This is a genomic window from Paenibacillus apis (assembly GCF_018333295.1).
Taxonomy (GTDB): Bacteria; Bacillota; Bacilli; order Paenibacillales; family Paenibacillaceae; genus Fontibacillus; species Fontibacillus antibioticophila.
The window spans coordinates 1-20,807 of sequence record NZ_BORS01000007.1; the positions used below are offsets into that span (position 1 = coordinate 1).

The following is a 20,807-nucleotide window of genomic DNA, read 5'->3' on the forward strand; positions in this document are numbered from 1 at the left end:
CCTTCAGACCCTCCGCACACATCCTCACGGACTGCGCACTGTCTGTCAGCTATGCACTTCCGCCACTTCGCAGTATGCTAGAGACTTTCACTCTTTAGTTGGTTACGCTGCCAAGCGCACAAGAGGCTGAACTTACGTCAAATGCTTGACGCTTCGTTCAGCCTCTTTCCTGTTTCTGGTGTCGCTTTGTGATTCGTTAACTTAAACTTAAATGGCGCGGTAAACCATAAAGAAAGTGATCAGCAGCACGCATACGCACAACAGACTACTGAATACACGCAGCTTGCCGGCGACTTCCTGGAATCCTTTCTTCGAACGAATTCCTTCAATCGCAACGCGAAGCGGCTTGCCCATCATTCCGCTAAGGGCCCCGATCGCCAGGAAGAGGACGATCACAATAACCATCCAGGTTACGGAATAGTCGCGGAATGTCATCAAGTACCCGCCCGTAAGCAACTGAAGCACCAACGCGATTTGGGCGTATGTATTCAGGGTTTTAACAGCGGATACCGTTCCTTCCTGTGCCGCCAGAGACAGCTTGCCGACCTTTCCTAACACAAGAGGCAGGAGTACGTAGAATCCGAGCGCGAGTGTGCCAAGAATATGCAAGAACATGACTGCCACAAATGCAAAGTTCATTTCATATCCACCTTTCATCGCTAATTAGATTTATTATAATCTATTATAGCTTCTCCAACCTGTAAAAGAAAGAAGAAGCCTTCTCTCAAGATCCTGAAATCTTGGAGAAAGCCTCCCTTCATCCCAAATCCTATTAAGCGCCTGCTTTGCTCTCGACAACAGCAATCACTGCACGTACCGAGTCCGCAGATTTATCCAATGCCGCTTTCTCCTCGGATGTGAGCTCAAGCTCGAATACCTTCTCAATTCCGGCTCCGCCAAGTGTGACCGGAACCCCAAGGAACAGACCATCATAGCCATATTCCCCTTCAAGCAGAGCAATCACCGGCAGGATGCGCTTCTTGTCCTTCAGGATCGCTTCCGTCATCTGAACCAGCGATGCTGCCGGAGCATAATAGGCGCTGCCGTTGCCAAGCAGATTGACAATCTCGCCGCCGCCAACCCGTGTCCGCTGAACAATTTCCTCGATTCTCTCCTTGGAAATCAAGGTATCGATCGGAATGCCGCCAACACTAGAATACCGGACCAGAGGCACCATGTCATCCCCATGGCCGCCCAGCACGAAGCCTCGTACATCCTCCACCGAGACATTCAGCTCTTGGGCTATGAATGTACAGTAGCGGGCTGTATCCAGTACACCGGACTGGCCGATGACTCGGCTCTTGGGGAATCCAAGCGCCTGATAAGCGGCATAAGTCATGGCATCCACCGGGTTGCTAAGGATAATCACGATGGAATCCGGGCAATACTTCTTAACATTTTCACAAACGGAAGTTACAATTCCCGCATTGGTATGAACCAGATCATCCCGGCTCATGCCTGGCTTGCGGGCAATCCCTGCAGTAATAATCACGATGTCAGAATCCGCAGCATCCTCGTAAGAGGATGTTCCGATAATTTGACTGTCAAAGCCTTGTACCGGACTGGCCTCCAGCATATCGAGCGCCTTGCCCTTTGTCGGGTTCTCCAATTGGGGAATATCAAGCAGAACAACGTCTCCTAGTTCTCTTTGGGCCAGCATCAGGGCTGTGGTTGCTCCTGTAAATCCGGCGCCTACCACCGTAATTTTCTTCCGTTTCATGAAGACCTCCTACATATTTTTTATAACATGATCCGCAAATTCGGAGCATTTCACTTCTGTTGCGCCTTCCATCAGGCGGGCAAAATCATAGGTAACCGTCTTGTTGTTAATGGAAGTCTCCAGCCCCTTATAGATCAAGTCGGCAGCTTCCTGCCACCCCAGGTGCTCAAGCAGCATAACGCCGGACAGAATCACGGAGCCCGGATTGACTACATCCAGATCTGCATATTTCGGAGCCGTGCCATGGGTAGCCTCAAAGATCGCATGGCCGGTCACATAGTTGATATTCGCACCCGGTGCAATCCCGATTCCTCCAACCTGTGCAGCCAGCGCATCAGACAGATAATCGCCGTTCAGATTGAGCGTAGCAATGACGTCAAAATCGGTCGGACGGGTAAGCACCTGCTGGAGCGCAATATCGGCAATAGCGTCCTTGATAATAATCTTGCCTGCGTCCTGTGCTTCCTTCTGAGCCTGATTCGCCGCGTCCGCTCCGGATTGTTCCTTGATACGGTCATATTCGGCCCAGGTAAATACCTTGTCGCCGAATTCCTCCTCCGCAACCTCATAACCCCAGTTCTTGAATGCACCCTCGGTGAACTTCATGATGTTTCCTTTATGCACCAAAGTTACGCTCTTGCGGTTATGCTTGATTGCATATTCCACCGCTGCACGAACGAGGCGCTTGGAGCCTTCCTCCGATACCGGCTTTATCCCGATCCCGGATGTCTCAGGGAAGCGAATCTTCTTCACGCCCATCTCATTTTGCAGGAAAGCAAGCACCTTCTTGACTTCCTCAGAGCCTTCCTTATATTCAATTCCCGCGTAGATATCCTCCGTATTTTCACGGAAAATAACCATGTCCACAAGCTCAGGACGCTTGACCGGGGACGGAACACCATCAAAGTATCGAACCGGACGCAGACATACATACAGGTCCAGCTCCTGACGGAGCGCCACGTTCAATGAGCGGATTCCTCCGCCGATCGGGGTAGTCAGCGGTCCCTTGATCGCCACAATGTATTCACGGATCGCTTCGAGCGTATCATTCGGAAGCCATTCTCCGTATGTATTAAAGGCCTTCTCTCCTGCAAACACCTCATACCAGGCGATCTTTTTCTCGCCGCGGTATGCCTTCTCCACCGCTGCATCCAGCACCCGCTTCGACGCCTTCCAGATATCTCTTCCTGTTCCGTCTCCCTCAATGAAGGGGATAACCGGTTGATTCGGCACCTTCAGCTTGCCGTCCTCGATTACGATTTTCTCGCCTTCCGTCGGAAGGTCAAACTTTTCTAATTGCAGCATGTCTATGTTTTCCTCCTCATATGAATTTGGTAATACCTGAAGTTGTTCAAAAAAACAGCCTTCATTCACTTCAAATTTTATTTTATCACAATGACAACCCGGTTTCCCGGGTTGTTCTCTTCCTAGCGCAAATCAATCGGAATGTACTGCTGATTTGTCGCCCCCGTATATTCGGCTCGCGGACGGATAATGCGGTTGTCATCCAGCTGTTCAAGCACATGAGCAGTCCAGCCGGACAGGCGGCTGATTGCAAAAATCGGTGTGAACAAATCCCGTGGAATACCTAACATGGTATAGACCGATGCCGAATAAAAGTCGACATTGGGCTTCAATCCCTTTTGGGATGTGACAAGCTCCTCCACTCTCACGGAGATATCATACAGGGTAGTATCACCCTTCATCAATCCCAATTGACGGGACATCCTTTGAAGATGCTTCGCACGAGGATCACCATTCTTGTAGACCCGATGACCAAATCCCATGATCTTTTCCTTATTGGCAAGCTTCTTCTGAATATAAGATTCTACCTGATCAAGCGTCCCGATCTCGCTCAGCATTTGCATAACCGCTTCGTTGGCTCCTCCATGCAAAGGCCCCTTCAAGGTTCCAATCGCCGAGGTAACACCGGAGTAGATATCCGACAATGTGGCGATGGTAACTCGCGCGGAGAAGGTGGAAGCATTCAGCTCATGATCGGCATGGAGAACCAGGGCCTGATCAAGCGCTTTTACCGCTACCGGGTCAGGCTCCTCACCGGATAGCATATACAGGAAATTATAAGAGAGAGAAACGCCCTGCTTTGGAGCAATCGGTTCTTTTCCTTCACGAATTCTGGAGAAGGCGGCGATCAGCGTTGGCAGTTGGGCCTGCAGCTTAATAGCCTTCAATTGATTGCTTTCCCGGGAATTATCGTTAGCTTGCTCATCGTATAACGCCAGGGCAGATACGGAGGTTCGCAAGACTGCCATGGTATTCGCCTCGGCAGGATACAGCTTCATCTGTGCCAGTACAGCGTCCGGAACCGGAGCATACCGATTCAATTGCTCCTGCAGCTCAGAGAGCTGATCACGATTGGGAAGCTTGCCGTACCACAACAAATAAGCCGCCTCTTCATAGCTTGCTTTTTCGGCCAGATCGTCAATATTAATGCCACGGTAGGCAAGCACACCGTCATGGATCGAACTGATGGAGGAGGTTGCTGCTACAATCCCTTCCAATCCTTTGGTAGCCGTCATTTGAACATCTCTCCTTTTAGAGGATCACTGTCTTGGTAACATGTTAAATTTATCATACTGGATTTCTAAAAGCGTGGGAACACGTTACTCCCCATTCCGATCATCAAATGATTTTATCACCTAGATAAATTTTTAAAATTGTGTGAACGATTATTAAAGATTAACAACGTGCATATAATGCACCTAATCCCTTGCCGCACAAGGCATCAAGCAGAAAAACACCTGTAATATATGGTGTTTTTCTGCTTGATGTTTTTTGTGACTTTGTGGGTTGATTGTGGGTTATCGTATTTTTTCATTGTTGAAAACTTACGCATTTAAAGTCCTTATTAAAATATCCCAACAGCTTAACTGCGTCGTCAATAGGAATGTCGCTAGGTGTTCTTTCATACCTATCTAGGTCTTCAGTATCGATACCAGTACACGTTGACAAAATATCAAGGGATATATTTCTACTTAATCGGAGGTTTTTTATACTGTCTTTGATTGGTATTAAATGAGCATCCACTGATACAAGCCCTCCCTTTGCTGTTGTTTACTTGAAAAATGAATGGTACAATTTACCTCGACTAACTTAGACTTAGAAAGGTGACGCAATGGATCTCCGAGAACCGGGGAGAAGCCGTCTGCCTGAACTTCTTGTTAAGAAAGGTTTAACAGCTCGTGATTTATCTATCATCGTCGATTGCACCGAGTCCCATATTTCGAGGGTCATTAACGGTAAGGGATTGCTAAGTTACGACCTAGCTGCTAAAGTCTCTCAAGTGCTTAATTGTACGATGGAAGATTTGCACGAATGGTAAAATAGTCAGGCGCGGAGGGTGATATCTGCCCCTCCCCTGACGGATACTTAATTTAAAATCAAGTCCCCCTTTATGTACCTTCTCACCCCCTAATAAACAAGCCAACTACCACAATCGTAGCACCCTACAAATGTCGAATGCCGTCGAATTATGATTATTAAAAAAATTAATGTTAGCGCTTTAAATACGAACTTACGTTCCTATTTTGATTATAAGATGGACTTACCAATTTGGCAATACATATTACCGGACTGGTAAGGGCCAAAAAAAGACCACTTTGGCTTATGCCTCGGTGGTCTTTGTGTCTCGCTCTACTTTTTCATCTAATGCTATCATGATGTACTCATTAAGTGTATGTCCTGTAGCCTTTGCAGCAGCCTCATACACGGCTTTACGTCCTTTGGGGACATATGGATATAGCCGATCATAATTAGCGGCGTTGTACTTGTTTTTGGCCCGTGTGGCTGGGGTGCCTTTGTTGTCTGTCATGCGATCTCCTCCTGCTAAAATCATAAACTAAAAATAATACTCACGCAAGTATAAAAAAGTGTTGACAGTATACTCACGTGAGTATATAATTAAGATAACAAAACAAACGGAGGTAATGAAAATGACAACAAGTCAACCGGAAGAAATTTTTATCAAGAACGTGCTGGATGTCGATGTAGACGGATTGAGACACATAAACAGATACGTTATACGTTCCATGTGGGACGTAAGGCAAGAGGACGGAAGATACAAGCTAGTGCAAAGAGTAATTGAGGACATAACCTACACATGGGATGAAATCGAACAAGAAGGTGGCATTGCTGAGATAAACAAGCAGTTGAAAGAATGCTACAACGTTTAAGACGATCGGGGCCTACGGGCCCCCCTACAATATGGCGGCGGCCTTACGCGAATTAATTGGGGGCTTCGGCCCCTCTAAGGAGGAAAAACGGTATGGCAACAAAAGCGAAGGTGCGAGCTATTTTAAAAGAGCTGAATGAGATAAGAGACTTACTTCCAACGGACCGGCTCGATCAATTAATGGAAGATATTCGAGCAGAAGTCTTGTTGCCAATCGAGGATAAGCTCGACGATCTGGCTGACAAGGACCATCTAACCGAAAAACAGGAGGCGCGGCAAGCTGTCTTGGAAGAAGAACAGAATGATTGGGAAAGCGTAATCGACGAAATCGAGACGTACAAGGATACGTTGGATGAAATTGAAAGTCTTATTGATTTGGTTCAGGGAATGGAGGAATAAACGTGGAAACAGTAACGACTATTATCGCCATTGTAGCGTTGGCGTTATCGATTGTCGCGCTGGTACGGGCTTTCAAAAAGGATTAATCATCATTGAGTCGAAGTAAGTAATACCAAATCTTAGGATAGGAAGGGATGATAGAGTATGGGGAGCAAACCTAGCAATAATCGGGTTGTGAAATTCCTGAACAGTTGGCCTGGAACGATCCTTGGAGGTGTGGTGCTTGCAGCTTTTATAATAGTTGCGAGTGTCATATCCGGGGATATTACGATTAATTGGCCCTAATAAAAAAATCCCACCGACCGTATAGGTTAGTGGGCTTAATCGCTAACCCGTCTGCGCTAAATGCAGTTTGCTTCCTCTTCTGTTTTGCGTGGACGGTTGCCACGAGGTAACGAACGAACTACTTGCTTTTTGCTGAATATTCCCTTAATATCGTGGTAGGATAATTGCATTTCAATTAACGTGGAGACTTGCCTTTCTGCCTGAAGAACTGCCTCAAGTTCATTGGCATCAAGGAAGTCTCTTATGTTTTCTTCTTTGGACAAACCCAGATGCAACCTTATTTCTTTTGCATTCATACCGAACAATTGCTTATAGATAAGGTCTGTATAATTTTTATACTGAAACTTTTTGTGCGGGCTTTCTTCGATTAAATCACGAATAGAGTCTGTCAAAGTGCGGCGAATAGTGATTCCTGCTTGTCGCAATACTTGTTCGCTAATACGTCCTGTGCGGATTGCCTCGATAACATCATAAACCCAGTCCATAAATTCATCAGCGATTGGTTGACGACTAAAACGGATAATATCGAAGATTCCCTTTGCGCGATATAAGATAGTTTCATATTTCTTTCCGTCAGTACTCGACAGTTTGACGGTAACTGAAAGAGCGTCTAGCCTGTCTTTATTACGTTCATGAATACGATAAATTGCATCATCAGGATTTTTATATTGCATCGCCTCACCAATCTGTTTACGAGTCATAAATACCTCGCCATGCTTGTCCATCCAAAAATCACACTTAATACCCAAAAACTCGCCTTGCTTAACCAATCTCAATTTCATTAACATTCTCCTTCTGCATACACTTTAATATAGTTTTAGTGCATACACTTCTATTTTAAGTCAAGCAAATGATTTGGTAAAGTTTGTGTGGATAAAACCAAAAAAGCCCCAAGAGCTATTAACTCTCAGGGCTTAACGTTTTATCTTAGGGCCACAGTAAACGTCAACCAGGATAACTCCGATACCGTAATCGTGCGCTTATCGATCTTATCAAGCCATGTCTTGTCATTGATTTTGCCACTTGCGATTAGCTCCGATACGCCGTTACGCAACGATTGCCATTGATAATTGCTTAGTTCCAATTTATCCTCATCCTCTCCAGCCAATTCTGCGGCCACACGGTTTTTAAAATCAACCCATCCAGTCCATTTACCGTCGTCATACATCAATCTCGGGCACACCTTGCCTGACCAATCCCAATGCCTACGCAAGCGATCCACGCCCCAACCACGCTCTTTAAGCATGGCAGCAACCAACTTAACGGCATTGTCCAAAGACTGGGTGTAATTTCTCTCGCAAATCTCCACACCGATGCTTGTTCGGTTGCCGCTCTTGGCTCCGCTACCGTCCCCTGCATGCCAGGCAGACTCATTGAGCGGTAGGCACTCGATAGCCTCCTTGTCGTCAATGACAATGTGATAGCTGGCTGTACGGTTGTTGCTTGGATTAGTCAGCCATGCACGCTCATTTGCGGCGCTGCTGGACGGGTTGCCAGTGTTATGGATGGTTATGGTTGTCGCCATCATTGGAATGGCAGGACGGCGGTTGTAGGCCGTCCCTTTGGGTATGTGGTATTTGCGATATACAAAGTTACTCATCGCTAACCTCTGGCAGCCCTGCAAAGCTTGTCAAAAAGCTCGTCACTGTCGCCAGCAACACCGTGCCACCTACCACCGTCCAATTAACCTCGCTAAATACCGTCGTTGCTCCAATTACCCCAATAGCCGTCTGAGCTGCCGTCTTGAGCGCCCGGACACCTGCTGCTTTTAACCATTTGATTGTCATGATTAATTGCCCCCCTCTGTAACTAATTTGATAACCGCTAATATGATTGCGCCAACAACCGTAGTGCCCAGCCAAAATATAATTCTAAAAATAGTGTCGATTCGCTTATGCGCTGAACTTGCCGATGCCAAGGCTTCAACAGCCGTTTTGTTTACATTCAGCGCCTGGTCTAGTGTTTCTTTCATACTGATCACATTTGTTTCTGTCCGCGTTATCCGCTGTAACATTTCTACCTGTACATCATCCATTGCGTCACATCCTCAATCAAAATAGCCCCCGGTCTCCCGAGGGCAAAATAAAAACGCCTTATTGGCGCTATGCTACTCGTACCTCTTTGCTTTTAAACATACGTATCATTGTCAACACCCTTCGTTTTTTAGGTTTGACCGAAAGCTATCCATAAGAATGGACGCCCTCCTGCTAATCCCGTAATACCGGAAAATCCATCATTGTACCAAATTGGGTTTAACGTACCAGCTCCTTGGCCGCCATGTTGTGCATATCCAATACCGCTCGCTCCCCATGATGGGCTAGTTTGCATAAAGGTGGAGGTCGGCGAAACAGCAAACCCCCAAAAATTTAAAAAGCTACTGTCAAGACTACGATAAATAAAAACGGTAGGCGCAAAGGACAATCCCCTAACCTCTAAAGTGGATCCGGTAGATGAGGAATTAGTTGTTCCGGTAGCAAAGGGTTTTCCTTCTATGAGGGATCCCAGCACCCCAAATAAATTAACCCCACTTTTGATATTGCCGGGTACAAGATCGGCGTCGCCTAATATCGTAATCGGACTACTGTAATACCCTGCTGCCTTGGTTTGGTTGGTTGTGCCCGGTGTAACTGTGCCTCCGGCGCCTCGGTTTGGCATCGTGCCTGTAATAGGGCCATTGGCGTTAGATGCCGTTTTACCCGCCAGCACATCAGCAGCCGTTGCATTACCCGTAGCCTTGATAATTGCGGTCATCTTACTAATAAGCGTTGCCCAAGTGTCCGAAGTGGATGCCGAAACCCCAAGGGCAACAAGCGCGGCAACCACTTCGGATTTTCGCTCATTGCCAGCTGTTTTTGCCGCTTGTGCCTCTGCCATAACCAGACCTACTGCCTTCTCCGATCCTGCTACATCACTCCTTGTCCCGTCCGTTGCGTCAGAGATTGGGAAGTTAATATTATCTACGTCCTCGCGGAGTTGATTAACCTCTCCACCAAGCTCATTTAGGTCTGCAGGCTTTACTATGTCATTTAATCCCCAATCTGTTTTAGCCATTAGGCTCCCTCCTTAACTTCAATTGTCTGCAAAATCAGAGTGTCAGATGTAATTGGCACATACACATCGTTACTAGTGACTAACTGATCAGAACTATTTTTAAGCTCAATCTTGTTCACGACCGGCACCACCGAAGCAGGGACAATGTACTGCATACCTACGGTCGATCCGCTGACAGCCTTAACCTCAAAATTAGTAATCTCGTAAGTTTCGTTTAAGACCACCTTCACAATCTTGCTGTCCGTCAATGTTGCAATCTCTGATAAAAGTGTACTCGCAATCATTTATAGACCACCTCCATGCCTAAATCTGCAAAAGGCTTCTCGCCAAGCTTCCATGAGCCATCCAACTTGTAATTCCAACTCACTGACCGCGCCTTGATGCGTTCGCGCAACTCGATCGTATCCTGTAACGAGGTCTGCTGCTGGTAGAGCATGTTCGCTGGCTTCGTGACTTTTACAGTCCGTTCAACCTCTTTAAAAAGTGCAGCATTATCAATATTAGTTGTCACGGTCAGGATAAATGCTTGCGGATCCACACTCACGATAGTCAGCCCCGCTCCGACTAAAAAATCCAACCGTTGCTGCAGATACCTGACGGTAAATGGCGGCTTGGTTGAGTAGCGGTTAATCAGCCGCTTTCGTCTAAAGTCCAGCGTCTCCGTTGTAGGATCAGCCTGGATGCCCAGCATCTTTTCGCGGCGCTTAATAGCTTGCTCGGATGCCTCTGTCACATACTGGTCAGCAAACAGCGTGCTAATCGCCTGCTCAGCGGATATGACTTCCTGTGCCCCGGTATCGGTTAGCTCTACAAAGTCAATGACCTCATGATAGATATCCGGCAAGTATTCCAGTAGTCTATTCACTGAGCGTCACCGTCCCCATAGTTGGGATCTGCTCGTCCGAAAGCACTACATTGGCCGTGCTGCCGTTAAGTTGAGTCCCGGTAATATCTACAACGCCCGGCACTGTCAGGATACGTGACTCAATTTGAGCGGTACGGACGATGATAGCCGACTCGTTAGCCCAGGTCTGCCGGAGCGACAGAAGATAGGCGCTTATCGCCTCCTCGACATCACTCTGCACCTGACCAAGGGTAGTCTCAGGAGCAAGGGTAAGTGTAGCAGCTACATTGATCGTGACCGCCTGTGCCCCTGTAATCGTGACCTGGTGACCGATAGGAGCCAATCCGATGCCCTGACCACTATTTACAAGCGGGTCAATTATGGTCTGCACCTCGTCAATCAGCGTAGAGGATGGAGGATTAAAGTCAGACGCAATGATTGTGCATTTGACTGTACCGCCTCCTGCCCAAACCGGGAACACCTTCACGCCGCCCACGCCAGCAATAGCCATGATATCCTGTTTATAGTCCGCTACATTGCCGCCAAAGGCTTGCTCATTGATAGCCGCTGTGTAGCGAGACCGGAGAGATTCATCCGTTTCGGCGTCCTCCCCGGGCACCAACACATCTGCCAACTCAGCGCGCGCCAATCCCTCAATGTAGTCAATCGGCAACAGTGCCCCAAAATCCTGATTACCGATGACGCCGACCGTCTCACTTTCCAGCAGCCATTGTCCGGCAGCGATTCGGCTCACAGCCGTGTAATTGAGATCACCGAGCGAAAACCGGCTACCAACAGGCACGTCCATCGGCACATCACCAGACGCATAAAACAAGCCTTTGCGCCTTGCCTTTGTCGCCTGCTCCCGGTTGATCCCAAACTCTGCTGTACGGCGCTCCAGGTACTCGCCTGTAGCTGTATCAGCAAAGGACAGGGCAAGGTTTATATCCAGTTCCATGTAAAGTTGCGCCAGTTCGGCGGCTGATGGCGCTAATGCGTCGTAAATGATGCTGCCTGGTCGTTTATCTACATCGGCACTGACCCGGTCAAGCATACGTTGCAGGATCACGTCATATGTTTGAGTCTCATACAACTGCGCTCACCTCCTCTCTAAAATCTCCGTAGATCGACACTACTGCAAAGGTTGCTAGTGCCTCATCGCCGGTGATACTAATCTGCATGTCTGTGATCTCTGATATACGGTCATCCTGCATGAGGGACTCGCGGATACGGCGCTCGATCTCCGATCTGACATACCCCTGACTCCGACCTTGCAAGCCGCTGATCTCGCTGCCGTAATTGGCATCATAGATCAGATGGGCAAAGCGGTCAGTTCGGAGTATCTTGTACACCGCCTGTCGCACCGCCTCTAAGCCGTCTGTCACACCCGTAGCCTTGCCCTTGGCAAAATCGATGCCGTATGTCCTGCTGGTCTGCTGCGTCTCGGCAGCGTCTTGTATGGCTCCACCAATCGGTATCATGTAATCACCCTATCCCATACAACGTATTTCTGGCCGCCCTGCACACGGAGCAGCAGTACAGCGTCGCCTACTTTCAAACCCTCTCGGATGACTATCTTATCAAGCAACGCCTCTCCGGTATCCTCGCTGCCTGTCGTATGCCTGTGCTTTAGGTCAACCTCATACCGGGTCAGGCGCTCCGTGACAATTAAAAAATCCTCGTCGAGTGTAAAACGCTGATCAACGTTTACCTCAAGAGGATTTGATTTAGTGACCGTCCCAAACATGACCGCAACCGGATTGCCGCTATTAACTGCCCCAGCTCCCAGCCTCTTAATTGTGTCGCTCAATGCCATTAGATCACCTTCAATTCAATTTGGACTGTGTAGTCATCGCCGTTAAAGTTGTGGGAGCATTCCTCGATTAAAAAACGCTGATCAATAGCCAACTCGCCAATAATAACTCTTAAATAGCTGCCCACTCGGATTGATGGATCGCCAAGGGCTGTAATCTTAAGGCTCTTTGTCTCTCGGTTTCTGGCCTTGGCGAGTTGATCGAGGAGCGCCTTAATCTGCGCCTCGTTTTGATTGTCGTCAACCTTCTGATAATATTGTAATCTGCCCCACTTGGCGATGTTGGCGCTGTCCTGGGCGATGTATACGTCCCGTTTTCCTGTATCCTTGTTGTCCCTCACAAGCTTGATCCGGTTGTATGTGTCGCTGTCAATCGACTGCTGATAGCTAAAGTCCGTCATTAGGCTCTCATCGCCTATCACAAGCTCCAACTCGCGGTCCTCTGCATCCTGCACAGATAGCTTGCCGTAGTCATCGTAAAAAACGTATATCTTGCCCGTATTGATTGTAGTCAGCGCAAATGCCTTATCTATGATGTCAATCAACTTCTGTCCGTCTTCGACCATAGACGGGATTTTATATTTGGTATCGACAACATGACCCCAGCGCAAACCGAAGTCATCGGCGATCTGTTTGACTATAGCCGCTGCGGTCTTGGCTTTAAAGACATAAGTGTCGTTTGCGGCCAGATAGCGCATTTGATCATATGCCTTAATAGATAGCGTGTCTGCCTCACTGCGGCCAATCGTAAACACATAGCCATAAAATAAAGGGACATCATCCCACTTGAGTGCGATAATATCCCCGTTACTGATCATGTAGTTAGCATCCTGCAAAATGGTAAGGTCCACACTGCCGGGCTTACCGATGCGAGACGTCTTCCAAGTTGCCCCGGTGACGATCTCCGATATATCGTATACATCGCCCTGTTTATTGTCCGTGATTACCTGTAGCATGTCGCACCTCCTTAAGGCAGTTTGATGACCTTACCGATTGGCAGCCGCTTCAATTCGGCGTCCTTGATGCCGTTAAGGCTTTGGATCTGCTTGTACTTGCTCCCGTCACCAAGAAATTTCTGTGCCACCTTCCAGAGGTTGTCTCCCGCGACCAACGTGTACGTCTTGGGCTGCACCCGAGTGTCTGGACGAGCTGCAGGGGCCGGGCTGAGTAGCTTCGGCATGGCGACACTAGCGGATCCGGATTGAGTAGCTACTTGCACCTTTCGAGCAGCGTAAAAGCGATACTCCTTCAGTGCGATTTGATAAGCGATATCGCCCACAGCGCCGCCTGACTCTGACCAGATAAAACGCTCGATGCTGACATCCATATTGATGTTCATCGGACCGCCTGTAAGCACAAGGTGTACGGGATGCTTCTTGCCGCGCCAGTCCTGTATTCGATCAACAATGTAATGCGACGGCTGAAATAGTTCCCTTTGCTCTACGTTACATCCCGGGAACCAACTTGCAGGAAAAAAACTTTCGAATGCGATCTCAGCCAGCTTGCCTGGCTTGATCACGTTGATCTCCCCAAGTTGGGATATGTCATAGGTCTTGTTATTGCCAGAGGATGACACTTCAATTTTCTCAGGCAAGACCGGGAACTCAATCGCCTCTGCTTCGTGATTAAAGGATAGGGTCAGTGAGTAATCTGCCACATGGATCCTCCTTTCTAAAGGAAATAACCCCCTTTTGTAGAATAATGGAAGTGCGAGCTATTCCATTAATCAGAAAGGAGGTATAAGAAATGCGGCTTAATCATGAGTGCGTCAGAGATTTTTTATTAACCTTAGAAGGACTCACAGAAAATGAATATATTGACTGCAATGACCACACTGAATTTGAATCCTTGCAAAAATACGAAAAATCAGATGTGGTGTACACGTTTCAAAAATTAGAGGAGGCAAACTACATTAACGCTAAAGTCTTTAAATCTTTGGGTGGAACTTCATACAACGCCATGAGTATAACTTGGGACGGTCACCAGTTCTTGGACAATATTAGAGATAATAGTGTCTGGAGTGGAACCAAAGATAAAGTTTTTAGTGCCGTATCAAGTGTTTCCCTCCCTATACTCGCTGAGGTTGCAGGATCTTATATAAAGAGTAAATTAGGATTAAGTTAATCGGAATTTCTGGTTGCCAGGAACTCACCAATAGATTCAAGGAAGTCAGCATATGTGCTGCACTCTCCACTCGGATTATCAAAGGTCAGATGCAATGTCATCTGGCCCTTTTCGATTTCTTGCTTTATCTCATAGGAAGAGATAAAAGCTTTCGGTTTGCTTTGGTCCCATTTCATTTTTTTCACCCTTTCGCGTTATAGGGGTACCCCCGCAGCATTAGCCGCTATATCTTCTTCAAGCGTCTGATCGATCCTCGATATTAACTCGTCAATGTCCACGTCCTTTGATATCGGACCTGTCGTCACCGTCAACTCAGGCCTGTACGTAACAAAGTTCTGGATCGATTTCATTTCGGCCAGCTCGCGCATGAGCTTGAGGTCTTCGCTCGAGATGTCTACAGAGTCCTCAATCTTTCCGACCTTGTTTACCTTATCGATGCTATCTATTGTACTGCCACCAGTCGGACTAAACAGCGTTGTTCCTGTTCCGATCCCGGACCCCTTCGCTTCTTTCTCGGCTTGCTCTTTAGCCCGTTTAGAGGCTCTGTTGTCTAAAAAATCAATTACCTTTTGCTCACGCTCCTGTGCTTTCAGAGCGGCAGAAGCGTATGCAGCATCCTTCTTAGCCCCGGCATAGTCAGATATCTTATCGGCCATATCTGCCATATTAAACTTGGCTTCGATCTCATAACTAGAACCGGTTACTTTGTTGATCAACTTAAGTACGGCATTAATGCCCGATATAATCCCATTGATTACAGAGTCATAAACACCTCCGACCTTTTCAGCCCACCAGACAAACGGCTGCAATAACCACTCCACGAGTTGCCAAAAGTATGCCGGGAATGTATCGAAAAAGTTCAGAATCGCATTCCATGCGCGATAGAGACCTGCTGCAACATTATCATTCGACGTCCACAGTTTATAAAGTGCAATTACCAGGGCTGCGATAATAGTAATGATTAATACAATTGGGTTGGCATTCATAACAGCGTTGAACAAGGCTTGGGCGATAGCTGCGCCCTTTATGGCAAGGGTAAGTCCAATGATCGCTGCTGCTACACCCCAAACAATAGGCCCGATTACTGACCAGTTAGACGCGATAAAGTTGTACACCTGTCCAACTAATTGTGCAAGTTGTAGGAGCCAACTAACAGCGGTACTTATCCCCTCTGCTAGCCCATTCATAAACTGTTGGCCTGCATCTGACTGTAGATATGAGGTGAGTAAACCAACTTGATCGGTGATTTGAGTTAATGGACCGCCAATCTGGTTCAGCGAACCGAACCAAGTCTTAAGATAATTCCCCATTATTGTCATTGCGCCACCAAAAGTCATTGGCATATCCTTGAACATGGAATCAATTTGCTCACTTTGATTTTGAAAGGCTTTAACAATCTTATCCGCTGTAAGTTCACCGTCTGCCCCCATCTGTTTAAGCTCGCCCCGTGCGATCCCTAATCCATCTGACAGTATTCTCATCATCACCGGTGCAGTTTCCGAAAGTGATCGTAATTCATCACCCTGTAGCAACCCGCTACCCAATGCCTGTGACATTTGCAGGATGGCACTACTTGATTCCAGCGCTGTTGCTCCGCTTATTACGAGGGATTTATTAAACCGTTCGGCAAAATTTAGCAGCTCATCGTCATTCTTAAATATCCCCTGAGTACCGGCACCTAATTTGGTGATCAAACCAGCGGTCTCTACATACCCTTGGCGCGTTCTGTTAGCTACATCAAGCACCTGTCTCTGTAATTCAGCTTGAGTGCGCAGTCCGTCATTAACCAAAGCTAACCTTGCATTAGTAGCAGTCATTTCATCTGCCAAGCCCATTGATTGGTTTACTAATCCCCAACCCTTTTTTATTAACTCAACCCCCTGATTAACGGCGATTACAGCAAGGCTCAGATCGCTCATGGAGGATTTTGTATTTTTGACAGACCGGTTAAAGTTGTCTTGTGACTGTTTCGCCATATTGATCTGGCGGTTGATCTCTGCTTCCGCTGACGCTATTTGATGCTTAGCCGCATTCAGAGACTTATCAATGTTGGTGTTTCTATCCGTTGTGTCCTGCATTTTATACATCGTTGATATCATGAGATTCATCCCATTGGTGATGCTTTTAAGCGGACCTGACATGGCATCAAACATCTTAATTGTCGATGACACAGTTGCCACTTGTTCACCTTCTTTCAAGGAAAAATAAAAAGCGCCATAAGGGCGCTTGTATTTATTACAGTTGCACAGTTGCTTTTGGGTTTTGTTTAAGTATGGGATGCAATTTATTACTTATCCTTTGTGAACTGAATGGTGTATTACCTCCGTCAAACATTATTGCTGTCAAATCTCCATTAGCATTCACAAAATTTATGATTAGGTAGTAAGTATAAGTCGTTTGCTTTTTATTTGTTGCCCTTGCTCCCACCACAAGCCCAATAGGCCCGAATAGCAATCCACCTGCAATGCCTTTTACGGCGCTACTGTGTACTATATTCGCTATTTCAGCATCCGTTTTGACTTCGGCAGCTCTTATTTGACTACTCTTTAATTCGAAAGTAGTTCCACCACCTTCGACAATAAGCGTGTCATGCGTTACATGAACACTACAAAGTGTTTTCTCTGCTAGCGGCAACCCTTCAACGTGGTGCAACTTGCTACTAGCAAGAACTCCGCGTTCCTTTAATTCGTCTTTGTGCTTATCGTTTTCAATCTTACGTTTTGATTTACCTTTAACAAACATGCCAGAAATAAAAAAGACTACTGTAAAGATACCTGCAATCCATACACCTTCAAAATCCGGAATAAATAAACCCATAAGAAAAAAGATAGCAAAAACGAATGATACGACAAACAGAAGAATAGATCCTATGACTCTAAGAACTTTCAACAAAAGCCCTCCTTGTATTAGTTCAGTTGTACTAATATTAGCAGATTTAACCAACAAAGGGCATTATTTTTTTAGTTTCTTTGCAGCTTGTTCCTCGGCCTTAATTCTCTCATCAATGGAGGCTATAACAAACGCCTTTTCTTTTCGTGAGAGTGCCATAAACTCGCTAGGCCACTTGTGAAACTTGTGGAGGGCGAAGTACGCATAGTTCGCGTCACCATCGCCCTCCCGTATTAGTTTTTTGCCTCGTCTACCAGTTCTTCCATATCCGTCTCGAAGCCGCTTAGCTTCTGGATATGCTCAGCAAGTGTGGCAATCTCGCCCGGCAGAAGAACCTTATTAAGGTATTCCTCAGGCGTGTTACATCCCAACTTTTTAATGGATTCGGCGTCCTTAAAGCTCGGCTCTACCGTGTTGTTGATTACACACGTGGTGTTAAAACGCTGAGCGTTAAAATCCACCTTACCCTTTTTCAAGATCGTGGTGGACCGCTTCCGTATATCCTCAAACTCTGGACCGCTCATGGCCTTGATCTTGAACTTCAGCAGGTTACCATCAGCGTCCTTAAACCTAGACGATACAGCCACATCCTCGGTCAATCCCTCAACCGGATTACTATTTAGAAAATCTTGAAGTGTACTCATATCAAGTTATCCTCCTTATATTAGCCCAACGTAATGGAGTTAAAGCTGTCCTGCATGTCTACATCATCAAACGTAAAGGAAATCTCTTCGTCCAAAAACTCGGCGTCAACATCTAATTTAGCCATTATGACGCTATCCAGATTGACATTTTTTAGTACAATCGTCTGTCTACCAAGACCACTGTTCGGATCTTCGTTAACAATTTGGATATCGAAGTAAGTATCCCTGCCTGTTTTAATGTAGTCGATCATCATCTGCCGGAAAATCGGGGTTGCGTAATAAATCGTCATGCTACCCGTTCCAGTCCACCCGATTGCCTTCGATTGAGTTCCGCGGCGACCGAGCGCCTTAAACTCGGATTTATTTTTCTCTGCTGTGGCTTCGATCGTCTTAGCGTAAAACATTTCTTCGATTCTGCCGTTAATCGTTGCATATGCACGGCCCTCCTGACCACTGATCGCGTCTCCGGCTTTCATAAATCCCATCCTACTTCACCCGCACTTTCATGTAGATTTTCTCGACGCTGTCCACCGGCTGCGCCCCGATCTCTGCATATACCGCATCAGACTCATTACCAGCAACAAAGATAACATCCGTCTGAGCGTCGAAGTTTTGAACCGCATTGATCGCCTGCAGCGTGTTCATGTATGAGATTGCTTCCGACTTGAGCAAGTTGCGACCATCAGCATTGTTGTCTACTTTGCCAAGATAGTAGTTTTCAAACGTCGCTTTAAGATCGTTGGCAATGCCGTCAAGTACCCGGAGCACACGGTTCTTGCGGAACTGCCGCCCTTTATCCGCTGTAAAGGATTGCAACGTATTGATATCCTGCTCCACAATCGCGCGGCCATTAGATGGTGTGAAGACAAATTCCCCAGCAAGCAACGCCGCCTCGATCTGGCTATTAGTGTAGCGCGGCGACACGTCTACAGCGTCGTCGTAGGCGGTATAGGTAAGTGCCTGACTCACGGTAGCCCCAGCAGTCACACCAGCCACCCAAGCGACAGCCTGAGCCGCTGTGATCGTCGTACCATCAGATAGCACAACGCCATTCTTGACGCTGATCACGCCCTCGTAATCGGCCACAGGATAGTTGGTGACCACAGCCTGAACCTTCTTACCCTCGTCCTCACGCAGGCGGCGCACGAATGCCGTATACAGCGGCTTTAGCGTTGCATCATCGGCAGCGAGCCCGACGGTGTTAAAGTCCTGCAGCTCCAGTGCTGCCAAAAATGAGGTGTGGTCTGCATTGGTTGCAGTGCCGTTCGTACCGCCTGCAAGGTTAACTCCAGCCGTTGCTGTAAGGTCACCGGTGCCCGACCAGGTCACCCAACCATTGTCCGTCAGCTCAGCAATCGTCGCGACGGTCTGGACATCGACCTCAACGCCAGAAACAAGTGTTTTGACATCAAACTTCGTAGGCTCGTCGATGTTGGCCTGTACTACAACTGTGATATCATTGCCCCGCTCACCAGAGTACAGTGCCGTTGCTACCAGATCCCCAGCTGTTGCGGTAGCTTTGACTCCGACGTTAAGCCGATATAACAGCAGCGTCTTAGCCCGTTTTAGCGATTCGCGCACAAGCAGCAGCGCCGGACTAGTAATATCAAAGCCGAGTACGTCCATCGTGTCTGCTCCTGCTTCTACCATAATGACCTGTTTCTCTGGTCCCCACGGCAGCGACAAGGCTAGTGCTGTAATGCCGCGCTCCCCGACTGTACCGAGCGGTTTAGCCTCAGATACAAAATTGATATAGACGCCCGGGCGAACTTTATTTTGAGTGTTCCAAGTGCCTCCTGCCATTATCCTTTCACCTGCCCCTGTTTAAATTGATCAATCAGCCGTTTTGCCTCGGCGATCGTGTACGTCTTGCTTGGCTCCAGCACAACGGACAAAATGTCCTTATCAATCCCCTGCCATTGGCGGGACTGCAAAAACTGATCTTTCGTAAAGCCTGCGGCCAGCTCCTTATCCTTTGTAGCCATTTTTCAACCTTCCCTCCTGATTGAGAGTTTGCATCTTGATCCCCGGCGGCTTCTCGGCAAATACGTGGAAATTGAAATCCACGAAGAAATGCAGCACGCCGTCAACGACTTCGTGATTCATCCCCGCGCCCCGATACATCGCACCGTCAATATTGACCAGTCGGAGCTTGTCGTATAGCTGTTCAGCCGTTCCGTGAGCTTCTTCGTTCGAATCCACCGACTTGGGAAAAAAGTGAATATCGAAGGCGTGAGAACGTCTATACCGCCTGTTCAACTCCTGATCTTGTCCCATGGTTAGTAACTTGACGAAAAAACACGGCGCCTCAAAGCCCTGTTTAATCTCTTCGCCATAAACATCCATGTTCGGGAAGAGGTTAGACAGGGCTAAGATAACACCGCTTCTTATGCTATTTACTGTTACCTCAACCAACAACCTCACCCCTTTCTACCATTCATGAGCTGTTCAAGCAATTCAACCTGTTTCCGTTCGAGAAACCTCGGTAATTCCCGTTCAATCTCTTTCATACTGATCGTCATCATAAAGCGTCCCTCAACCCATTTGGTCAAGTTCTTGCCTGCGCGGTGACCGTTCTCTACATAAATCGCGTATTCTGTGTTGTTAAAAATTTCAACCTCATACGCATTACCCTTGCGAACGACACTACCCACTTTCCAATTGCGCCGCAATTCCCCGGTTTCGCCTACCGGAGTGCGTTTCTTGATTTTCCTTTCGGCCCGGTAGGCCATTTCCAAGAGGAATTCTCTTATCCATCGCTCAATTACTCGTTGATCAAGAGCAGAATTAAACGTCTTGGCTAGTTGCTCCATTTCGCCAAAGTCAAAGCTTCCCCACTTAGCCAT

At 47.3% G+C, this 20,807-nt stretch carries 30 protein-coding genes; 4 read left to right on the forward strand and 26 right to left on the reverse strand.

Annotated features, from left to right (window positions below):
• Positions 1–207: 207 nt before the first annotated feature.
• The 4 genes from KI362_RS11095 to KI362_RS11110 form a co-directional block, all read right to left on the reverse strand.
• Positions 208–639, reverse strand: a complete 432-nt coding sequence (locus KI362_RS11095) for a hypothetical protein (RefSeq protein WP_301627271.1) — start codon at positions 637–639, stop codon at positions 208–210.
• A gap of 133 nt (positions 640–772) precedes the next feature.
• Positions 773–1,720, reverse strand: a complete 948-nt coding sequence (gene mdh / locus KI362_RS11100; RefSeq protein ID WP_044477722.1) for a malate dehydrogenase — start codon at positions 1,718–1,720, stop codon at positions 773–775.
• Positions 1,721–1,729: 9 nt separating this feature from the next.
• Positions 1,730–3,025 carry an NADP-dependent isocitrate dehydrogenase gene (gene icd, locus KI362_RS11105; protein ID WP_044477721.1) on the reverse strand — a complete coding sequence of 432 codons (1,296 nt, stop codon included), beginning with the start codon at positions 3,023–3,025 and terminating at the stop codon, positions 1,730–1,732.
• A gap of 122 nt (positions 3,026–3,147) precedes the next feature.
• Positions 3,148–4,260 (reverse strand): citrate/2-methylcitrate synthase, encoded by a 1,113-nt coding sequence (locus tag KI362_RS11110; protein ID WP_301627272.1) that lies wholly within the window; start codon positions 4,258–4,260, stop codon positions 3,148–3,150.
• A gap of 596 nt (positions 4,261–4,856) precedes the next feature.
• Between KI362_RS11110 and KI362_RS25550 the strand changes: the two genes are divergently transcribed.
• On the forward strand, positions 4,857–5,063 hold the full coding sequence (locus tag KI362_RS25550; RefSeq protein WP_374705652.1) for a helix-turn-helix transcriptional regulator: 207 nt from the start codon (positions 4,857–4,859) through the stop codon (positions 5,061–5,063).
• 282 nt (positions 5,064–5,345) lie between these two features.
• Here KI362_RS25550 and KI362_RS11115 read toward each other — a convergent pair whose 3' ends face one another.
• Positions 5,346–5,552 (reverse strand): transcriptional regulator, encoded by a 207-nt coding sequence (locus KI362_RS11115; protein ID WP_301627273.1) that lies wholly within the window; start codon positions 5,550–5,552, stop codon positions 5,346–5,348.
• A 121-nt stretch (positions 5,553–5,673) separates the two neighbouring features.
• Between KI362_RS11115 and KI362_RS11120 the strand changes: the two genes are divergently transcribed.
• Together KI362_RS11120 and KI362_RS11125 are read left to right on the forward strand one after the other, a co-directional pair.
• On the forward strand, positions 5,674–5,913 hold the full coding sequence (locus tag KI362_RS11120) for a hypothetical protein (RefSeq protein ID WP_301627274.1): 240 nt from the start codon (positions 5,674–5,676) through the stop codon (positions 5,911–5,913).
• A gap of 92 nt (positions 5,914–6,005) precedes the next feature.
• On the forward strand, positions 6,006–6,311 hold the full coding sequence (locus KI362_RS11125) for a hypothetical protein (RefSeq protein ID WP_301627275.1): 306 nt from the start codon (positions 6,006–6,008) through the stop codon (positions 6,309–6,311).
• A gap of 341 nt (positions 6,312–6,652) precedes the next feature.
• Here KI362_RS11125 and KI362_RS11130 read toward each other — a convergent pair whose 3' ends face one another.
• The 12 genes from KI362_RS11130 to KI362_RS11185 all read right to left on the reverse strand — a co-directional run bounded on the left by KI362_RS11130 (position 6,653) and on the right by KI362_RS11185 (position 13,961).
• On the reverse strand, positions 6,653–7,378 hold the full coding sequence (locus KI362_RS11130; RefSeq protein ID WP_301627276.1) for a BRO family protein: 726 nt from the start codon (positions 7,376–7,378) through the stop codon (positions 6,653–6,655).
• A 140-nt stretch (positions 7,379–7,518) separates the two neighbouring features.
• A complete protein-coding gene (locus tag KI362_RS11135; protein ID WP_301627277.1) occupies positions 7,519–8,196 on the reverse strand; it encodes a peptidoglycan recognition protein family protein in 678 nt (225 codons plus the stop codon).
• Positions 8,189–8,383: a holin gene (locus KI362_RS11140; RefSeq protein ID WP_301627278.1), complete on the reverse strand. Its 195-nt coding sequence runs from the start codon at positions 8,381–8,383 to the stop codon at positions 8,189–8,191. The genes KI362_RS11135 and KI362_RS11140 overlap by 8 nt, the downstream gene beginning before the upstream one ends.
• A 2-nt stretch (positions 8,384–8,385) precedes the next feature.
• On the reverse strand, positions 8,386–8,631 hold the full coding sequence (locus KI362_RS11145; RefSeq protein WP_301627279.1) for a hemolysin XhlA family protein: 246 nt from the start codon (positions 8,629–8,631) through the stop codon (positions 8,386–8,388).
• 128 nt (positions 8,632–8,759) lie between these two features.
• Positions 8,760–9,647 carry a hypothetical protein gene (locus tag KI362_RS11150; RefSeq protein ID WP_301627280.1) on the reverse strand — a complete coding sequence of 296 codons (888 nt, stop codon included), beginning with the start codon at positions 9,645–9,647 and terminating at the stop codon, positions 8,760–8,762.
• Positions 9,647–9,931: a ketopantoate hydroxymethyltransferase gene (locus KI362_RS11155; RefSeq protein ID WP_301627281.1), complete on the reverse strand. Its 285-nt coding sequence runs from the start codon at positions 9,929–9,931 to the stop codon at positions 9,647–9,649. The genes KI362_RS11150 and KI362_RS11155 overlap by 1 nt, the downstream gene beginning before the upstream one ends.
• A complete protein-coding gene (locus KI362_RS11160; RefSeq protein ID WP_301627282.1) occupies positions 9,928–10,512 on the reverse strand; it encodes a putative phage tail protein in 585 nt (194 codons plus the stop codon). Before KI362_RS11160 ends, KI362_RS11155 begins: the two co-directional genes overlap by 4 nt.
• A complete protein-coding gene (locus KI362_RS11165) occupies positions 10,505–11,584 on the reverse strand; it encodes a baseplate J/gp47 family protein (RefSeq protein ID WP_301627283.1) in 1,080 nt (359 codons plus the stop codon). The genes KI362_RS11160 and KI362_RS11165 overlap by 8 nt, the downstream gene beginning before the upstream one ends.
• A complete protein-coding gene (locus KI362_RS11170; RefSeq protein WP_301627284.1) occupies positions 11,577–11,972 on the reverse strand; it encodes a DUF2634 domain-containing protein in 396 nt (131 codons plus the stop codon). Before KI362_RS11170 ends, KI362_RS11165 begins: the two co-directional genes overlap by 8 nt.
• Positions 11,969–12,307 carry a DUF2577 domain-containing protein gene (locus KI362_RS11175; RefSeq protein WP_301627285.1) on the reverse strand — a complete coding sequence of 113 codons (339 nt, stop codon included), beginning with the start codon at positions 12,305–12,307 and terminating at the stop codon, positions 11,969–11,971. Before KI362_RS11175 ends, KI362_RS11170 begins: the two co-directional genes overlap by 4 nt.
• Positions 12,307–13,260 (reverse strand): XkdQ/YqbQ family protein, encoded by a 954-nt coding sequence (locus KI362_RS11180; RefSeq protein WP_301627286.1) that lies wholly within the window; start codon positions 13,258–13,260, stop codon positions 12,307–12,309. The genes KI362_RS11175 and KI362_RS11180 overlap by 1 nt, the downstream gene beginning before the upstream one ends.
• 11 nt (positions 13,261–13,271) lie before the next feature.
• Positions 13,272–13,961, reverse strand: coding sequence for a LysM peptidoglycan-binding domain-containing protein (locus KI362_RS11185; RefSeq protein ID WP_301627287.1), 690 nt, complete (start codon positions 13,959–13,961; stop codon positions 13,272–13,274).
• 89 nt (positions 13,962–14,050) lie between these two features.
• On the opposite strand from KI362_RS11185, the gene KI362_RS11190 reads away from it, so the two are divergent.
• Positions 14,051–14,428 (forward strand): DUF2513 domain-containing protein, encoded by a 378-nt coding sequence (locus KI362_RS11190; RefSeq protein WP_301627288.1) that lies wholly within the window; start codon positions 14,051–14,053, stop codon positions 14,426–14,428.
• On the opposite strand, the gene KI362_RS11195 is transcribed toward KI362_RS11190, so the two are convergent.
• The 9 genes from KI362_RS11195 to KI362_RS11235 all read right to left on the reverse strand — a co-directional run bounded on the left by KI362_RS11195 (position 14,425) and on the right by KI362_RS11235 (position 20,807).
• Positions 14,425–14,613, reverse strand: a complete 189-nt coding sequence (locus KI362_RS11195) for a hypothetical protein (RefSeq protein WP_301627289.1) — start codon at positions 14,611–14,613, stop codon at positions 14,425–14,427. The genes KI362_RS11190 and KI362_RS11195 overlap by 4 nt on opposite strands.
• A 9-nt stretch (positions 14,614–14,622) precedes the next feature.
• A complete protein-coding gene (locus KI362_RS11200; RefSeq protein WP_301627290.1) occupies positions 14,623–16,608 on the reverse strand; it encodes a tape measure protein in 1,986 nt (661 codons plus the stop codon).
• 55 nt (positions 16,609–16,663) lie between these two features.
• On the reverse strand, positions 16,664–17,317 hold the full coding sequence (locus tag KI362_RS11205) for a hypothetical protein (RefSeq protein ID WP_301627291.1): 654 nt from the start codon (positions 17,315–17,317) through the stop codon (positions 16,664–16,666).
• A gap of 233 nt (positions 17,318–17,550) precedes the next feature.
• Positions 17,551–17,961 (reverse strand): phage tail assembly chaperone, encoded by a 411-nt coding sequence (locus tag KI362_RS11210; protein WP_301627292.1) that lies wholly within the window; start codon positions 17,959–17,961, stop codon positions 17,551–17,553.
• A 20-nt stretch (positions 17,962–17,981) separates the two neighbouring features.
• On the reverse strand, positions 17,982–18,446 hold the full coding sequence (locus KI362_RS11215; RefSeq protein WP_301627293.1) for a phage tail tube protein: 465 nt from the start codon (positions 18,444–18,446) through the stop codon (positions 17,982–17,984).
• Position 18,447: 1 nt separating this feature from the next.
• On the reverse strand, positions 18,448–19,764 hold the full coding sequence (locus KI362_RS11220) for a phage tail sheath family protein (RefSeq protein ID WP_301627294.1): 1,317 nt from the start codon (positions 19,762–19,764) through the stop codon (positions 18,448–18,450).
• Positions 19,764–19,946, reverse strand: coding sequence for a hypothetical protein (locus tag KI362_RS11225; protein ID WP_301627295.1), 183 nt, complete (start codon positions 19,944–19,946; stop codon positions 19,764–19,766). The genes KI362_RS11220 and KI362_RS11225 overlap by 1 nt, the downstream gene beginning before the upstream one ends.
• Entirely contained in the window at positions 19,930–20,385 is a 456-nt protein-coding gene (locus KI362_RS11230; RefSeq protein ID WP_374705653.1) for a phage tail terminator family protein, read from the reverse strand. The genes KI362_RS11225 and KI362_RS11230 overlap by 17 nt, the downstream gene beginning before the upstream one ends.
• The gene (locus KI362_RS11235) at positions 20,382–20,807 is read right to left on the reverse strand and encodes an HK97 gp10 family phage protein (RefSeq protein WP_301627297.1); all 426 of its coding nucleotides are present in this window, start codon (positions 20,805–20,807) and stop codon (positions 20,382–20,384) included. Before KI362_RS11235 ends, KI362_RS11230 begins: the two co-directional genes overlap by 4 nt.

Coding starts and splice junctions, on each gene's coding strand:
- KI362_RS11135 (WP_301627277.1), bottom strand. CDS start 8,196: ATGAGTAACTTTGTATATCGCAAATACCACATACCCAAAGGGACGGCC.
- KI362_RS11170 (WP_301627284.1), bottom strand. CDS start 11,972: ATGATACCGATTGGTGGAGCCATACAAGACGCTGCCGAGACGCAGCAG.
- KI362_RS11215 (WP_301627293.1), bottom strand. CDS start 18,446: ATGGGATTTATGAAAGCCGGAGACGCGATCAGTGGTCAGGAGGGCCGT.
- mdh (WP_044477722.1), bottom strand. CDS start 1,720: ATGAAACGGAAGAAAATTACGGTGGTAGGCGCCGGATTTACAGGAGCA.
- KI362_RS11095 (WP_301627271.1), bottom strand. CDS start 639: ATGAACTTTGCATTTGTGGCAGTCATGTTCTTGCATATTCTTGGCACA.
- KI362_RS11210 (WP_301627292.1), bottom strand. CDS start 17,961: ATGAGTACACTTCAAGATTTTCTAAATAGTAATCCGGTTGAGGGATTG.
- KI362_RS11145 (WP_301627279.1), bottom strand. CDS start 8,631: ATGGATGATGTACAGGTAGAAATGTTACAGCGGATAACGCGGACAGAA.
- KI362_RS11220 (WP_301627294.1), bottom strand. CDS start 19,764: ATGGCAGGAGGCACTTGGAACACTCAAAATAAAGTTCGCCCGGGCGTC.
- KI362_RS11110 (WP_301627272.1), bottom strand. CDS start 4,260: ATGACGGCTACCAAAGGATTGGAAGGGATTGTAGCAGCAACCTCCTCC.
- KI362_RS11175 (WP_301627285.1), bottom strand. CDS start 12,307: ATGGCATTGAGCGACACAATTAAGAGGCTGGGAGCTGGGGCAGTTAAT.
- KI362_RS11180 (WP_301627286.1), bottom strand. CDS start 13,260: ATGCTACAGGTAATCACGGACAATAAACAGGGCGATGTATACGATATA.
- KI362_RS11190 (WP_301627288.1), top strand. CDS start 14,051: ATGCGGCTTAATCATGAGTGCGTCAGAGATTTTTTATTAACCTTAGAA.
- KI362_RS11130 (WP_301627276.1), bottom strand. CDS start 7,378: ATGAAATTGAGATTGGTTAAGCAAGGCGAGTTTTTGGGTATTAAGTGT.
- KI362_RS11225 (WP_301627295.1), bottom strand. CDS start 19,946: ATGGCTACAAAGGATAAGGAGCTGGCCGCAGGCTTTACGAAAGATCAG.
- KI362_RS25550 (WP_374705652.1), top strand. CDS start 4,857: ATGGATCTCCGAGAACCGGGGAGAAGCCGTCTGCCTGAACTTCTTGTT.
- KI362_RS11115 (WP_301627273.1), bottom strand. CDS start 5,552: ATGACAGACAACAAAGGCACCCCAGCCACACGGGCCAAAAACAAGTAC.
- KI362_RS11235 (WP_301627297.1), bottom strand. CDS start 20,807: ATGGCTAAGTGGGGAAGCTTTGACTTTGGCGAAATGGAGCAACTAGCC.
- KI362_RS11150 (WP_301627280.1), bottom strand. CDS start 9,647: ATGGCTAAAACAGATTGGGGATTAAATGACATAGTAAAGCCTGCAGAC.
- icd (WP_044477721.1), bottom strand. CDS start 3,025: ATGCTGCAATTAGAAAAGTTTGACCTTCCGACGGAAGGCGAGAAAATC.
- KI362_RS11140 (WP_301627278.1), bottom strand. CDS start 8,383: ATGACAATCAAATGGTTAAAAGCAGCAGGTGTCCGGGCGCTCAAGACG.
- KI362_RS11120 (WP_301627274.1), top strand. CDS start 5,674: ATGACAACAAGTCAACCGGAAGAAATTTTTATCAAGAACGTGCTGGAT.
- KI362_RS11125 (WP_301627275.1), top strand. CDS start 6,006: ATGGCAACAAAAGCGAAGGTGCGAGCTATTTTAAAAGAGCTGAATGAG.
- KI362_RS11155 (WP_301627281.1), bottom strand. CDS start 9,931: ATGATTGCGAGTACACTTTTATCAGAGATTGCAACATTGACGGACAGC.